The 15,448-nt window shown below is 45.2% G+C and carries 14 protein-coding genes; 3 read left to right on the forward strand and 11 right to left on the reverse strand.

The genetic code is table 11. The features are described 5' to 3' along the window. Nucleotides 1–651, reverse strand: coding sequence for an NAD(P)H-dependent oxidoreductase (locus IW644_RS02690; protein WP_179983014.1), 651 nt, complete (start codon nucleotides 649–651; stop codon nucleotides 1–3). A 290-nt stretch (nucleotides 652–941) separates the two neighbouring features. Here IW644_RS02690 and IW644_RS02695 point away from each other — a divergent pair, with 290 nt between their 5' ends. After that, entirely contained in the window at nucleotides 942–1,436 is a 495-nt protein-coding gene (locus IW644_RS02695; RefSeq protein ID WP_179983015.1) for an acyloxyacyl hydrolase, read from the forward strand. Between the two features lie 144 nt (nucleotides 1,437–1,580). On the opposite strand, the gene IW644_RS02700 is transcribed toward IW644_RS02695, so the two are convergent. Continuing rightward, nucleotides 1,581–3,878: a xanthine dehydrogenase family protein molybdopterin-binding subunit gene (locus tag IW644_RS02700; RefSeq protein WP_269916297.1), complete on the reverse strand. Its 2,298-nt coding sequence runs from the start codon at nucleotides 3,876–3,878 to the stop codon at nucleotides 1,581–1,583. Further along, on the reverse strand, nucleotides 3,875–4,366 hold the full coding sequence (locus IW644_RS02705; protein ID WP_269916298.1) for a (2Fe-2S)-binding protein: 492 nt from the start codon (nucleotides 4,364–4,366) through the stop codon (nucleotides 3,875–3,877). The genes IW644_RS02700 and IW644_RS02705 overlap by 4 nt, the downstream gene beginning before the upstream one ends. A 283-nt stretch (nucleotides 4,367–4,649) precedes the next feature. On the opposite strand from IW644_RS02705, the gene IW644_RS02710 reads away from it, so the two are divergent. Beyond that, entirely contained in the window at nucleotides 4,650–5,009 is a 360-nt protein-coding gene (locus tag IW644_RS02710) for a winged helix-turn-helix transcriptional regulator (RefSeq protein ID WP_025254827.1), read from the forward strand. A gap of 104 nt (nucleotides 5,010–5,113) precedes the next feature. On the opposite strand, the gene IW644_RS02715 is transcribed toward IW644_RS02710, so the two are convergent. Next, nucleotides 5,114–5,389 (reverse strand): putative quinol monooxygenase, encoded by a 276-nt coding sequence (locus IW644_RS02715; RefSeq protein WP_269916299.1) that lies wholly within the window; start codon nucleotides 5,387–5,389, stop codon nucleotides 5,114–5,116. A gap of 242 nt (nucleotides 5,390–5,631) precedes the next feature. Between IW644_RS02715 and IW644_RS02720 the strand changes: the two genes are divergently transcribed. Then, nucleotides 5,632–6,978: a diguanylate cyclase domain-containing protein gene (locus tag IW644_RS02720; RefSeq protein ID WP_269916300.1), complete on the forward strand. Its 1,347-nt coding sequence runs from the start codon at nucleotides 5,632–5,634 to the stop codon at nucleotides 6,976–6,978. Nucleotides 6,979–7,005: 27 nt separating this feature from the next. On the opposite strand, the gene IW644_RS02725 is transcribed toward IW644_RS02720, so the two are convergent. The 7 genes from IW644_RS02725 to xdhA form a co-directional block, all read right to left on the reverse strand. Next, nucleotides 7,006–8,286 carry a urate hydroxylase PuuD gene (locus tag IW644_RS02725; RefSeq protein WP_269916301.1) on the reverse strand — a complete coding sequence of 427 codons (1,281 nt, stop codon included), beginning with the start codon at nucleotides 8,284–8,286 and terminating at the stop codon, nucleotides 7,006–7,008. 44 nt (nucleotides 8,287–8,330) lie between these two features. After that, nucleotides 8,331–9,626: a guanine deaminase gene (gene guaD, locus IW644_RS02730; RefSeq protein WP_269916302.1), complete on the reverse strand. Its 1,296-nt coding sequence runs from the start codon at nucleotides 9,624–9,626 to the stop codon at nucleotides 8,331–8,333. A gap of 5 nt (nucleotides 9,627–9,631) precedes the next feature. Beyond that, nucleotides 9,632–9,958, reverse strand: a complete 327-nt coding sequence (uraH, locus tag IW644_RS02735; protein WP_269916303.1) for a hydroxyisourate hydrolase — start codon at nucleotides 9,956–9,958, stop codon at nucleotides 9,632–9,634. An 81-nt stretch (nucleotides 9,959–10,039) separates the two neighbouring features. Beyond that, nucleotides 10,040–10,543, reverse strand: a complete 504-nt coding sequence (gene uraD / locus IW644_RS02740; protein WP_269916304.1) for a 2-oxo-4-hydroxy-4-carboxy-5-ureidoimidazoline decarboxylase — start codon at nucleotides 10,541–10,543, stop codon at nucleotides 10,040–10,042. Between the two features lie 19 nt (nucleotides 10,544–10,562). Further along, nucleotides 10,563–11,444 (reverse strand): xanthine dehydrogenase accessory protein XdhC, encoded by an 882-nt coding sequence (xdhC, locus tag IW644_RS02745; protein ID WP_269916305.1) that lies wholly within the window; start codon nucleotides 11,442–11,444, stop codon nucleotides 10,563–10,565. Further along, nucleotides 11,441–13,831 carry a xanthine dehydrogenase molybdopterin binding subunit gene (gene xdhB, locus IW644_RS02750; RefSeq protein WP_269916306.1) on the reverse strand — a complete coding sequence of 797 codons (2,391 nt, stop codon included), beginning with the start codon at nucleotides 13,829–13,831 and terminating at the stop codon, nucleotides 11,441–11,443. Before xdhB ends, xdhC begins: the two co-directional genes overlap by 4 nt. After that, entirely contained in the window at nucleotides 13,824–15,269 is a 1,446-nt protein-coding gene (gene xdhA, locus IW644_RS02755) for a xanthine dehydrogenase small subunit (RefSeq protein WP_269916307.1), read from the reverse strand. The genes xdhB and xdhA overlap by 8 nt, the downstream gene beginning before the upstream one ends. Between the last annotated feature and the right edge of the window lie 179 nt (nucleotides 15,270–15,448).

Consider the following 15,448-nt stretch of genomic DNA (forward strand, 5'->3'; position numbering starts at 1 on the left):
TTAATCTCCTTGAGATGTACAAAGGTCTGCGAGATTCTCGATATACTTTGCTTTTTCTAAATCGAGGGTATTGGAGGTTAATTTGTTAAGCAGAGTTGTCCACTTACCCCTATGTTCGGCTACCCGATGCTCTTCTTGGGCGGTACGGGAACCGAATATTGCAAACGGAGCGATGTAGGTCATATGCGTGATTTGCGCCATTTGCTCTAATGGCTGAAGTAGTTGTCTAATGGTGTAATGATTGAAACCGTCAGTCTGGTAGGCTTCTTCTTTACCGCCTGCACTCAACGCACAAAGAAACAATTTATCTTTAAGTGCAGTGCCTTCATGACCGTAGGCGAACCCATATTCCAACACCAAATCCTGCCATTCTTTTAAAATTGAAGGGGTCGAATACCAGTAAAGAGGGAACAAAAACACAACGACATCGTGATCGATCAAACGCTGCTGTTCCCGTTCAATATCAATATTGAAATCGGGGTACTCTGCGTATAGGTCTACCGCGGTAACGTGTTTATTTAGCTGGGCTTCATGGAAGAGCGGCACGTTTACTTCAGAGTGCGTTTGTGCGGGGTGGGCAAACAAAACCAGTACTTTTTTACTGCTCTTGGTGCTTTCAATAGCATGTTTAATGGAGTTTTCGTCTGTCATACATCTCTACTCAGTTTTACAGCCAATATTTCTGACGCTGTTTGGGTCTTATTGATGTTAAGCGCACACCAAAGGTCAGCAGTCACCCGTCTTATCCTTTATTCAATATTTACGTTTAGAGCAATTCGTAATGTCTGTTTCCGCAAAGTTATAAGGTTACTAATAATTAGTAGGTTGAAAAAAGTAACCTAACTACCATTATGAACTCACAAATGGAAATACCTTCGAAGACAACTCCGAAAAAGCTTAGACGGAACGCTACTTTTAATTTTGCTTAAAACAGTATAAACATGAAAACACCAGTAAAAACACTCGCACTTGCATTATCTTTACTTTCACCTTTTGCATCGCTTTCCACTTATGCTCTACCTCAGGGCACAGAACTCAAAGCTGGGGCTGCGGTTTGGAATCTGTTTGATGACGCAGACCGTTACGCATTGCATGTGGCCTATGTTCACAAACCGCTTGAATCATTTTACGGAGTTCGACCAACAGTTCTCTTGGTAAACGCAGATCAAGGTCAACACTATTTCGCTGCGGGGTTGGCAAAAGACGTCTACAAATACAATGACTTTTCCCTGCGTGTTGCTTTTCATGCCGGTATTGTCGATGAGTCTGAAAATCTAGGCGACACCATTGAGTTTTACTCATCGCTTTCTGGTTTATACAACGTCTCTGAAACTTTTTCGCTAGAGGCTGAAGTTGGTCATATTTCTAACGGTGGGCTAGGGGACACTAACCCGGGGTCAGAGTCGTTTGTATTAAGTGCTCACTATCTTTTTTAGCAACAAGCTAGTGCCCCCAACAGGTTAAATAAGCGCTTCCTTTTACTATAAAACAACCCGCAAAAGTGCGGGTTGTTTTTTACTTTGCTCAACTATTCCATGTTTAGTGTCAGCGCTCTAACTTTAATACTAAATAGCTAGACCCTAAGCCTTAAGCGCCTTTTTGACGTCGCTTGATAACATGGGGAGGTGTCGCAATCTTACACCTACCGCATTATAAACCGCATTACCTACAGCTGGTGCTACGCCAATAACTCCTGGCTCGCCAAGTCCCACTGGAAATTCATTACTTTCAATGAACTCAATGTCCATATCAGGGACATCATTCATTCTAAGTGGCTGGTAAGTGGTTAAGTTTTTCTTTGCCACGTAGCCGTCTTTTATCTCATTGTGTTCGAATAACGCAAGGCTAGTTCCCCATAGCAAAGACCCTTCCATTTGTGCCATAGCGCCATCTGGATGAACAACAATACCCGCGTCAGCTACTACCCATAATTTTTTAAGCGTGATTTTACCGCTACTTTTATCTACATGAACATGCGCTGCAGTAGCAAGCCATGCAGGCATGGTGCGTTCTTGTCCTGCAGTTACACTAAACCCAATACCTTCGTTCTCACCAAGTGCAACATTAGCCGTCTTGTCTTTAAGCTTTTTCAAAGCGTGAGCTAGGCGCGTTGCTCCGCCAACACTTTCCGGCGCTTTACCCGCTTGTTTGCCTTTGCCGTCTAGCATAGACAGCCTAAAGTCTACGGGGTTTTGGTTTGCTTTATGTGCTACTTCGTCAATAAAACTTTCAAGTCCCCACACTATCCACCCTTGACCTACAGAGCGAAGCCATCCCGGAGTAAAGGTTTCTTGCGCGACTTTGTTGTTTATCACTCGGGCGCGGTGATGTTGCATGGTGTACCAATGATCTGCACCCGATGCGGAAAACGGATCGAATTTGCCTTTACCATCAACACCGTCTGGCATAAACCCCGGAGCCATTGCCAATGTTGGCCAGCCGGCAGCAAGTGCGTGCTCCATCCCTGTGAAATTCCCAGCGTTGTCGAAATAGGCGTTAAACAACGAGGTCGATGCTGAACGAGGTTGGTCAAACATGGTATCGTCTGGGCGCATGAAAAGCATCTTTACAGGTTGCCCAGCGGCTTTTGCGGTAAGTAGAGCAGGAATTATCCAATCACCAAAAAGGCGTCGTCCGAAGCCTCCGCCAAGGTAGTATTGGTGTATGACTACATCAGAGTCGGGTACGCCTGCGGCTTTTGCTACTGCTGGCAGTGTAAGCCCTTGCCATTGGTTACCCGTGTGGACATGCCATTTGCCTTCTTTATATTCAGCGATTGCGTTTAGCGGCTCAAGTTGAAAGTGACTTGCTGTTGCTGTGGTATACATGGCTTCGATTGATTCAGCTGCCTGCTTTCCAGCATTCTCGATATTGCCCTCATCGACAAATAGCGTACCTTCACTTCTGTCACGGCAGATTCGTTCACCCTCTTTTTGAATATCAGCTTCGCTCACATTCCCTGTTTTACCCGCGTTATAGCTGACTTTCACTTTATCGATAGCTTTGATTGCCGTCGGATAGTCAGAAGCGAGTACCGCAACCCATCCTTCAACGGTACCTGATGGGTCGTTGAGAATTTTGTACCCTTTGTAACCGGGCAATGATTTCGCTTGGCTGTCATCCACCTTAGTGACTTTACTGCCATAACGAGTAGGCGGAAGTATGGGGCGAGCGTACAGCATGTTGTCTACTTCAACATCAATACCGTAAACCGCTGTACCATCTGTTTTTGGTGGTATATCGAGTGCTTTATATTGGTTACCCAAGCCGATAAGGTGTTTCTTATTTCCAGGCTTAATCGGTAAGCTCTCTAATTCGTCAGCCGAATAAACCTTATCTATATTGCCGTTTGCAACAATATCGCCGTAGCTGATTTTCTTACTGCCCGACACTACGAAGCCCGCGTTGGCTTCACAATCTGATACTGGTACGCCTAATAATTTAGCACCGGCACTAAGTAGTACTTGGCGGCCAGCAGCCCCTGCTTGCGACATAGGTTTGTAAGTTTGGAAAACAGACCATGAACCGCCTGTCACCATGTAACCCCACTTAGGGTCGGTATCAACGTGCACAATGGAAACTTTGTCCCATTCGCACTCTAGTTCGTCTGCTAAGATACGCGCTAAAGCAGTGCCAACATGCTGTCCCATTTCAGCTTTAGCGATATTTACCGTCACGTGACCCTGGGTGTCCATCTCAAACCAGACGTTAGGTGAAAATGTTTTGTTTTCTATAGCTTCTTTAGCTGATAACACGGATGGTATTGCCGAGGCACCAAACGCCATGAAAAGTGATGTCTTAAGTGAGCCCGCCACAAATGAGCGACGAGACAAGTTTATTGTGTCTTTTTTCTCTTTAGATAGGTCTTTAATGCTCATGCGTTTTCACCTTCTGATGAAGCCTTAGGGTCGTAATGCTGCACCGTAGAAGTTGCGGCGCGCTTGATCGCTTTTTTTATTCTTGTGTAAGCCATACAACGACAATAATTACCATTCATGTGATTAACGATGTCCTGATCACTAGGATTAGGGTTGCTATCCAGTAGTGTCGCTGCCTGCATAATTTGACCAGACTGGCAGTAGCCACACTGTGGTACTTGTTCCTCAACCCAAGCCGATTGCAAAGGGTGCTCACCGTTTAAACTTTCGATTGTATTGACCTTCTTTCCATTAACGAGAGAGACAGGGTAAGAGCATGAACGAATAGCATTGCCATCGATATGAACGGTGCATACGCCGCACATGGCCACACCACATCCGAATTTAGTACCTTTTAAGCCAAATTCGTCGCGAATCACCCAAACAAGGGGCGTATCTGAGGCAGCATCCGTCTGCACTGTTTTTCCATTTAACGTAAATTCAATCATGGTAATCATCACCGTGAAGTTAGAGTCTAAATGCTCTCGCCAAGGTAAGTCTTGGTTTGAACGGTCTGTTTTGCCTGTTTTTTGCCCAGTATTATTGTTTATCTGAATTAGTCTTATGCTTCGGGTTTTAGTACTTTGTGAACCTTTTATTTATAAAGTAGACTAATTGACAAGAGATATACGACTGTCAGCCAAAATGGTTTATGTGGTATAGTTTAGTTACCTTGTTCAACTAAGCAATTAGTTTACTTTTAGTTACTAGGTGCTTTTTTAAAGGACATTAATGAAAACTGAAATAAAAACAGACGCTAAGGGTAGAAAAACCGTTTTAAATACGTGTACAGAGCCGTGCGCGATTGAACGCGGCATGCGTTTGATAGGTGGTAAATGGACAGGCTCTATTATTTATCATTTAAAAGACGAGCCTGTTAGGTTTAACGACTTATGTAGAATGCTAGGTGGAGCAAGCCGCAAGATGGTAGACCAGCGCTTAAAAGAGCTTGAAAACAACGGTATGGTTATACGCAATGTTATCGACTCTCGCCCTATAGCCGTTGCTTATAGCCTGACGGATTTTGGCCGTTCTGCCTTAGATATCCTCGAACAACTGCGAGTCTGGTCTGAAAGCCATACGAACGATTAACCAACGCAAAAAAACGTGCGGAAAGATAAAGGCAGTGAACGCATTTGTTCACTGCCTTTAGAATGTGCAATAGAGCAGCGCTTAAGTTCTCAAACATCTTAAAATTAGTCTGGCACTATTGGTAATCTAAGAACCTTTTCAACAAGGTCACTCGCTTTTTCTTGAAAATTGGTAAAGTGCTTAGTAGCTTCATGGGCATCAAGTGCTGCTTGCGATTGCCATTTTTCCGTAATAACAAACACACCCTCCTCACTTGAATGGAGGTCATACATTACAGCCCCTTTTTCCTCGCGGCTAGCGCTAACCAAAGGTTTTAAAACATCCAACAGTGCTTCATTTTGATTAGGCTTAGAAAAAATAATAACTGAGAACTCGATCATGAAATTTGTCCTTAGTAAAAAACTCTAAACATATGCACGCTTAAAATTTTGTGTAGTGTTTAAAGATGATTTGCCACTTTTTTAAGGTGAGAGACTGGCAACTTACCTTAATACTTTTTAGGTGTTTGCAAGCGCGAGTATTAGAGATATCTAAGCCATATTCTTAGTTATTCGCGTTAGCTAAGAAAAAAAACTAATCTATACTTGTTTATACTAAAGTATAAGATAGCTAAGTGCTTAACGTGAGCACTATTTTTATTGAGGCGACGGAATGCAATTACCTAGCGGGGCGATGCCCTATGTTTGAAGAAACCTTTTACTCTTGTCCAGTAGGACTTGCCCATGTCAGTGTGGATGGAAGCTTCATCCGTGTGAACAAACCACTGTGTGATTTTTTAGGTTATTCAAATGAGGAACTTACTAAACTTACTTTTCAAGAATTAACCTCTCCAGAATATTTAGACCGAGATCTGGGTTATTTAGAAAGCCTTTTAAAAGGCGAGGTTGATAACTACACGCTGGAAAAGCGCTATTTAAGGCGCGACGGAGAACAGGTATGGGCTCAGCTAACTGTTTCCATGGTTAGAGACGAACGGGGTAACCCAGACTACTTTATTTCTGTGGTCGAGGACATTGATGAAAAAAAGCGTATTCAATCTGAGCTTTTTCAAGTTGATGCACTGTTCAGTAAAATTGTTAGTGCGTTTTCGAACAGAACCTTTATTTGGGTAGCGACGCCTGATTTAAAAAAGCTGCAATATGTCAATGATGGGTATGAAAAGATTTTCGGGCGCAATGAATTTGAGCTTTACTGTAACCCCATTGGATTTATTGACCATGTTCACGAAGATGATAGAGCGCGGGTTTTAAAAGTGTTCAGTCAGCGGCCTTTGCAAAATTGGGATATTCAATATCGTATTTATGATTCAAAAGGCGAGGTAAAGCACCTTCACGACCGAGGCAGTCTGATCTATGACAACAGCGAGATGCATTCGCTTATTCTAGGTACCGCAGACGATGTAACGAGAGAGAAGTCGCAGCAGCAGGCTTTGATGAGTGCTGTTACTAAATTAGAGCATCTTTCTAAAACCGATGCACTTACAGGGCTTGCCAATAGAAGAGAGATTTTTAGTCAGTTAAGCGATGAGATTGCTCGAATGGGACGAGGTCAAAAAGCGTCTACTCTTGTTTATGTTGACCTCAATAAATTTAAAGAAATCAATGATAAATACGGTCACAAAATTGGTGACAAAGCGTTAGTCGAATTTTCACAAAGAATGGGGTCACTTTTGCGCGATAGCGACAGGTTTGGTCGTATCGGCGGTGATGAGTTTATAATTTTGCTTTATGGCACGGACGAATCTGAAACAGCGGCGTTTTTCGACAGAATTCAAGACAGTAAATTTGAAATACATACTGAGGGCAACAATGCCATCGCTATCAACTTTAGCGCAGGCTGGGTGCAGTGGAACGAAGGTATTGAATCTGTTCAGGAATGGTTAGACCGAGCAGATGAGGTAATGTACGAAAAAAAGCAACGTGGGCAAGTTTTAGCAGCGCCAAATAGCAAGTGGGATAAAGCGATGTAGCTAAGCAGCTACATCGCTCAACGTATTTTACTGCTGTCGCTGTGCAAACCAGCGCGCTATGATTTGCCTTTCTTCTTCGGTCATCTTTGTTTTGTTCAAAAACGGCATGTCTTTGGTCACTGTGGTTCTTCGAACCACTTGTGGCGCGAACCTTTCAACATCCTCCCATGAATCTAAGACTACGCCCAAAGGCGCCACTTTGAAAATCTCATCGGTTGGTGTGCGCGAGTGGCAGCTTACACAGTGAGTGTTAATTAGACTCGCGACGGTTTCGTTACTAACCACTGTGGATGTTTCGTTTTCTATTTCGCTTGTAGGCACGCTTAAATCAGGTTGAGCCGCTGTGTTTGCGCTCATGGCTGAAGAAGGTAGCGCGTCATTATGACTCAACGGTTGAATTGAAGATGCTTGTGGCCAAGATACCCACAGTGCTATAGCGAGCATGGCGACAGCGCCAGAGACTAATATACTTGGTTTAGTGGTACCCACATGACGCAGGTTAAAGAAATGGCGTATCCACGCTGCAGCGGCCATTATGGCAATGAGTACCAGCCAATTTTGAGGATGCTGATAGGTCATTGGGTAGTGATTTGAAATCATAATAAACAGCAGGGGTAGCGTGAAGTAATTATTGTGTACCGAGCGAAGTTTGGCACTTGCGCCCCACGCAGGGTCTATATCTTTTTTGTCAGCTACCGCAGCTACCATTTTGCGCTGGTTAGGCATAATATTGAAAAATACGTTACCTGCCATGATGGTGCCAATAAGGGCTCCTACATGAATATAGGCGCCTCGACCGCTAAACCATTGGGTAGACAGATAGCTAACAACACACACTAGAGCAACTAACCCAATACCAAAAGCAAGAGGGTATTTGGCCAATGGACTACGACATGCGAATTCGTATATGGCAAGCCCACCAAAGATTAATCCAAGTCCTAGTGATATTGCCGTAGCTGGCGACATGGCGTTGACAGATGGATCAATAAGGTAAGCGCTGGCACCGAAGTAATAAACGATAATCAAAAGGGCAAAGCCTGATAACCAAGTCGTATAGGCTTCCCATTTGAACCAGTGTAATGTTTCGGGCATTTTCTCTGGTCCATAGGCGTATTTTGCTACCTCGTAGAAGCCACCGCCATGAATGGCCCATAAATCCCCTTTAATCCCTTTGTCTTGTTTCCACTTAGGTGGCGTTCGCAAGTTGTTGTCTAGCCATATGAAGTAGAACGACGCACCAATCCAAGCTACACCGGCCACAACGTGAAACCAACGTACAAATAAACTTATCCAATCTAGCCACGGCATTATTATTCTCCTTATTTAGGGCCGGCTGGCCCTATAGTAGCTTGTTACTCTTTATCTTCTTTGGTGTAGCGGCAGGTACCGCTTATCCACGTCTGCTCGATAGCGCGGTCATCACCTAAAATACTAAGCGCGAAAAATACATCATCGAACTGTGCATCTTCTTTTATACGCAATCGTGTTAATTCATCGAACCTTGGCTCTACAACAATAAAATCAGCGGTAGAACCTGGGTTTAAGTTACCAATTTCATGATCAAGCGCATGGGCCACTGCTGCGCCTTGGGTCATAAGATAAAACCCTTCCAGCGGGCTAATGGGCTCGTTGCGCAGCTGACTGACCTTGTATGCATCGCCATAGGTCTTAAACATGTTGAATGTGGTACCTGCGCCCACATCGGTAGCCATGGCAACATGTACTTTATTCGCACGCGCTGCGGTCATATCAAAAAGCCCGCTGCCTAAAAACAAGTTAGATGTAGGGCAAAACGCAACCGTAGCGCCGCTGTCGCCAAGGCGCGCCCATTCGTTAGGCGTAAGGTGAATACCGTGGCCAAACACTGCACGCTCGCGCACCAAATTGTAGCTGTCGTAAACATCCAGATAGCCGTCAGCGTTAGGGAATAAGCTTTTTACCCATGCAATCTCGTCTAAATTTTCAGACAAGTGGGTTTGGATGAATACGTCGGGATACTGCTGGGCAAGTTCTCCTAGTGCGGCAAGCTGGGCTTCCGTGCTAGTAGGGGCAAAACGAGGCGTTAGCGCATAGCGGTTACGCCCCTTGTTGTGCCAAGTTTCAATTAACTCTGCACTATCAGCTTGTGCTGTGTCGGGGCAATCGTTCAGCGCACTTGGACAGTTTCTGTCCATACACACTTTACCTGCCACTATCGCCATATCAATTTCACTGGCGGCGCTAAATAGTGCTTGGCTACTGCTTTTATGAACGGTAGTAAATACAAACCCTGTAGTGGTACCGTTCTTTAGTAGCTGGTTTAAAAATACTTTTGCGATGGTGTCGGCGTGTTCGCTATCGGCAAACTGCATTTCAGTGGGAAACGTGTAGTTTTCAAGCCAGCTCAATAGCTGCTCACCGTAGTGGGCAATACTTTGGGTTTGCGGGTAATGCAGGTGGCTGTCTATTAAGCCCGGTAAAATCCACTTACCCGAAAAATCTGTGACAGTGGCCGCAGGGTAACGTTCAGCAATGTCGCTAAACGGGCCAATGTCTTTTATTTCTTTGTTATCTACTAGCAAGCCACCATCTTTAAAAATGGCAATGTCATTATCAAATTGTGTGGCTTGTTTAGGAAAGTGCGCAATGCTTGCACGAAAAAGCTGCATGTTTATTAGCTGCCCCTGTAGCTGCTGAAACCGAATGGAGAAATAAGAAGTGGTACGTGATAGTGACCACCATTCTCAACAAGTTCAAACGTAATATCAATGTGTGGATAGAAACTGCTGCCATGAGTTTGTGTTAAGTACTCCTTGCAGTGAAAGCGCAAGTTATAAACCCCTGCAGCAAAACCATCATCAACGCCCCAATTTTTAAAGCGGCCGTCACTGTCGGTTTCACCAGAGAGGGTGCTGCCGTCAGGTAATGTAAGAGTAAGTGCAATGCCTTGCGCTGGCTTACCCAATGTGGTGTCGAGTACGTGGCTTGAAAGCGTATTCATACTATAGTCCTTAAAATTTTTTAAATTCGTATTACCGTTGCCTATGGCATAAGCGCCGAGGTTGTCGATTAAGGCTTCGCACTAATTAAGCGCTTTATTAATACGTAACAGGGTTATCTTTATTTGCTGTGCGGCAGCATTAGATATTTCTTGCTGCGTGGTATTCGGCAGTCTTTCTTGCAGTGCTGTTAGCATGGTTTGCGCAGAAAGCCCGGTAGCGCAAATAATAAAAATAAACCCATGCTTGTCTAAATAGGCGTGATTAGCTTCTTTTAGTTGATGCAAGACGGCCTCAGACGCACTAGCAGTACCTGATTGTTCTCCGGCAGCAATAGCTTTAGTGTTGGCAAACTTTTTACGCAATGAGTCTACGTCACCAATCATTGGGTGCGCGGTAAAGGCTTCTAGGTAGTCATCATCGCTACATTTTGCCCAAGCATCTTTTGCTTGATTAACCAGGTCGTCTTGATCGCTGTAAGGGCGGGCTTCTACCATTTGGTAGATCCATGCTTTTGCCGCGCAGCATTGCTCAAACCAAGAAAATGCTTCGTCAGCGCTTAGTGTATTTAATTCAGTAAGTGTCACTGCTGGTATCCTTTTCTATTTACACCACTTTAGCAGGGTGCTTTGTGTGTTCACCCGTATATGCTTCAGCATTTGTTTCAGCGCTCTTATCTGAAGCCACTGCTGTGTGGTTTGCATGAAGATGTTCAATGATTTGCGCTGATATAGAAACAGCAACTTCAATAGGGCGCTTTCCAGGAATATCTCGATTGCCAATAGGCGTGAACAGCCTTGCTAGCGCATTGTCGTCAAACCCGCGCTGGGTAAGCTTAGTGATAAAACGCTTTGCTTTAGTATCTGAACCTATTAACCCAACAAAAGGCAGAGAAGGCTGCTTTAATGCTTGTTCGGTAATACGGTAGTCCAATTGGTGGTCGTGAGTGAGTATTATTAACCAGCTGTTCTCATCGAGGTGTCTTACCTCACTCTCAGGCGCTTCTTCCACTACCTTTTGCACATTGGCAGGTAGTGATGATGGGAACAAATCTTCTCGATTGTCTATCCACGAAATTCGCACTGGCATTTGAGCCAAAATTGGCACTAGCGCTTTTGCTACATGGCCTGCGCCAAAGATGGCAATGTGCTGCTGATGAACATTACACACATCAAACAATACCTTTACTGCACCGCCGCAGCATTGCCCTAAAGAACTGCTTAATGGGTAGCTGTGTAGCTGGGTACATTTTTCGCCCTTAGCAAGAAACTCTCGGGCGCGGGCAATAGCGTCAAACTCAAGGTGTCCGCCGCCAATGGTATCGATGCTGTGCGAAGCGGTGACTACCATTTTACTGCCCGGCTCACGGGGAGTTGAGCCAGCTGTACCTACAACGGTAACTAAGACATAGCCCTCATTACGCTCCTGGCACTCGGCTATTGCCTCGTGCCAATGCGTCGCACGAAATGATGGGGCTGCGCGAGTCATACAGCAGCACCTCGGTTATCGGTTTGTTGATCTGAGTGTTGAGCTGCTTGTTGGATTGCAGCGACAGCGTTTAACACGCGTTCAGGCGTGGCTGGCGTATCTAGCTGCGGGTCTACAGTATAGCCAGATAGGCTAGATATCGCGTCTTTTAAGGCACACCATACTGAGATCGCTAGCATAAACGGTGGCTCACCTACAGCTTTTGAATGGTAGATGCTGTCTTCAGCGTTTTCTCTACCAAAAAGCTTCACGTTAAACTCCTTAGGCGTATCGCCAATGGCAGGAATTTTATAGGTCGCCATGTTTTCACTTATCAGCTTGCCTGCCTCATTCCATTTTAGGTCTTCCGTGGTAAGCCAGCCCATACCTTGTATAAATGCGCCCTCAATTTGGCCAATATCAATTGCAGGGTTAAGGCTGTTGCCCACATCATGAATAACGTTAACTTTATCTACCGTATATTCGCCAGTCAGCGTATCTACCGAGACTTCGCTCATTGAAACGCCGTAAGCAAAGTAGAAAAACGGGCGGCCTTCGCCTGTATCACGGTTGTACTGCAATTTAGGCGTTTTATAAAAACCGCTTGAAGACAGCGACACACGATCAAAATAGGCTTGTTGAACCAGCTCTGTAAAAGCAATGCTGTTTTCGTCTAGTACAACATGTTGATTAATAAACTTCACATCAGCAGCGCGGCCCTCTAGACCTAAGCTTTTGGCGAAGCATTCAGCCAAGCGGGTTTTTAAAGTAATACACGCGTTTTGTACGGCTTTTCCGTTCAAGTCAGTACCACTAGATGCCGCTGTTGGCGAGGTGTTCGGCACTTTATCCGTACGCGTTGCGGTGACTTCAATAGTATCCAAATCTAGACCAAACTCATTCGCTGCAATCTGGCCTATTTTAGTGTGTAGGCCCTGGCCCATTTCTGTGCCACCGTGGTTTACCTGAATACTGCCATCGGTATAAATGTGCACTAAAGCGCCAGCTTGATTTAAGTGCTTTGCGGTAAATGAAATACCAAATTTAACCGGCGTTAGCGCTAGACCCTTTTTAATAACTGGGCTTTCGCGGTTAAATGCTGCAATAGCGTCCCGGCGCTGCCAATACTGCGCGCTTTCTTCTAACTCGGCAATCATATCAGGTAAAAGGTTGTGCTCTACCTTCATGCCATATGGAGTAAAACTACCGGTTATCGGGCCGTATAAGTTGCGCTTCCTCACCGATAGCGGGTCGCTGCCGATAGCCCGTGCAATTTTGTCAATCATGGCTTCAGCCATAATCATGCCTTGCGGGCCGCCAAATCCACGGTAAGCGGTGTGCGATACCATATTGGTCTGAAGTCTGTGACCAACAATATCGCTATCGCCTAGGAAGTAGCCGTTATCGGCGTGGAACATGGCCCTATCTACAATAGCATCTGACAAGTCAGGAGAGTGCCCACAAATGCCATTAATAGTCATGCGAGTAGCTTCAATTTTACCTGTTTCGTCAAACGCCACATCAAATTCATTTTCAAACGGGTGGCGTTTACCCGTAACGTGCATATCGGTGAAGCGCGGCAAACGAAGCTTAACGGCGCACTGATTGCGTGAAGCGAGCAGGGCAGCGATACAAGCCCATTGTGCGGCTTGGGTTTCTTTACCGCCAAAACCGCCGCCCATACGCCTCATGTCTACCATTACGCGGTGCAATTTAACATCTAGCACTTCTGCAACTAGCTTTTGCACTTCACTTGGATGCTGACTAGAGGTGTAGATTTTCATGCGATCTTCTTCATCGGGGATCGCAAGGCTCACTTGGCCTTCTAGGTACATGTGCTCCTGACCGCCAATGCTTAGTGAACCATGTGCCTGGTACTTAGCTTTTTCAATAGTGCTGTCGACGCGGGCTGCATGTTGGCCAAATCTATGTAATGGACGAACGAATGTTTGCTGCTGGTGGGCGGCTTCAGCATCAAGTACAGGTGTAACTGCGTCTACTTCTATTTTGCCCTTTAGCGCAGCTTGTCGGGCAAGATTTACTGAAGTGGCAAGTACCGCAAACACCGGTTGACCGAAGAACTTGATTTCGCCGTTCGCAAGTAGTGGGTCGCCTTCAAACACAGGGCCAATATCTTTATGGCCAGGTACGTCATCAATGGTGATGACATCAACAACGCCTTCGCTTTGGCGCACGGCGTCAAGATCTACAGAGCTGATAGTACCTTTGGCGCACTGGCTTACACCGACTGCCCCATAAAGCGTACCTTGAGGTTCAACAACGTCATCAACGTAGTTGGCGCTACCTTGTACCTGACGTGTCGCACTTTCGTGCTTTTTAGAAACGTGAACAACACCTTGTTCGCCGTTTGTTTCTAAAGGATTTGGGGCATCAATTAATTTACGCATGCTGCACCACCCGAGTTTCAATATGGTTAACTGTTTGGTTTTCTAACCAGAAGCGGTGCCACAAGTTAGCTAACACGGTTTTGCGATATTGTGCTGTTGCGCGTACGTCATCAATAGGCGCAAACGCATCAAATAAGATTTGCTTGCCTAGGGTCAAGCATTCTTTGCTCGCGAACTGTTTACCTTTCAGAGCATTTTCCAATGCTTCACAGGTTGACGGCACAGCAGCCACACCACCAAAGCCACTGGTAATCGCCTGAACCTTGCCATTTTCTAAGGCAACGTTAAACACTGCACATACCGCCGATATGTCATCTTCAAAACGTTTTGATATTTTATATGCGGCCAGTGCTTGATTAGGCTGTTTAAGCGGTATTTCTATTGCGCTTATCCATTCATCATTAGCGAGTGTCGTTTCGCGATAACCCGTGAAGAAAGTGCTAATTGGGATAGTGCGAACACGCTCGCCATTATCCAAATGCAGCATAGCGTTCAGCGCAAGTAGTAGAGGAGGCATATCACCAATAGGTGATGCGTTGGCGACATTCCCCCCAATTGTGGCCTGGTTGCGAATAGGCAAAGACGCAAAGCGCGTTACCAGTTCAGCGACTTGTGGAAATGCGTTTAGTAAAAGCGGTGCTGCATCATTGAGCGGTACAGCTGCACCAATAATAAGAGAATGCTCGTTTTTGGTGCATTGTTTTAGTGCATCGATATGCGTAACGCTGATTAGCGTTTCTACGTTCTTTAACTGTTGGGTGAACTGCAAACTTAGATCAGTGCTGCCTGCTACTAACTGTGCGTTAGGGTTCGCCTTAATAAGCGCTTTTAATTCTTCTCGCGAGGTTGGCGTATGTATATTGCCGGTACCAGAAGGCTTCACACCTGACAAAGAAAGCAATGTCGCAAGAGTCTGATCTTGGCGCTTGGAAAACTTATCATCAGGTGCTTGCTCGCATACCGCAAGCGTGGCATCGATTATAGGGCGGTATCCAGTACAGCGGCACAGGTTGCCAGATAAAGCATTTAACACATGGTCGCGATTAGGCTTTGAATTGCTATGGTATAAAGCGAACATCGACATGATAAACCCTGGTGTACAAAAACCGCATTGTGAACCATGGTGGTCGACTAGCGCCTGCTGCACGGGATGTAAGTGTTTACCATCGCTTAAATGTTCTACGAACAATAGCTGCGTACCGTGAACTGCGCTCATTAGCGTGATACAGCTATTCACGGTTCGGTAGCTAAGTTTTGTAGCGCTTTCAGATGATGCGGGTTCCACGAGTACAACCGTGCAAGCGCCACAGTCGCCTGCCGCACAGCCTTCTTTAGTGCCTGTTTTCTTGCGATGTTCCCGGATAAACTGTAGAAGGGTGAGGTCGGCTCGCGCTTCATTTAACTCAACAACATCGTTATTTATTAGAAAGCGAATCATACTCACACCTTCTTGTTATATTCATTCTTGTATTCATTAATATAGCTGTATTTTTCTAAGAAAAGTAGACCATTTGGTCAATTTATTGCTTATAAAAAATGGCCGCGTTATAAAAGGCCATGATTTTGTGTAGATTTATTGGAAAGTTATATAACGCCTTTCCACGTTTTCTTTAACAA

Origin of the sequence: Alteromonas sp. PRIM-21 (assembly GCF_027563165.1) — a bacterium.
GTDB lineage: Bacteria > Pseudomonadota > Gammaproteobacteria > Enterobacterales > Alteromonadaceae > Alteromonas > Alteromonas macleodii_A.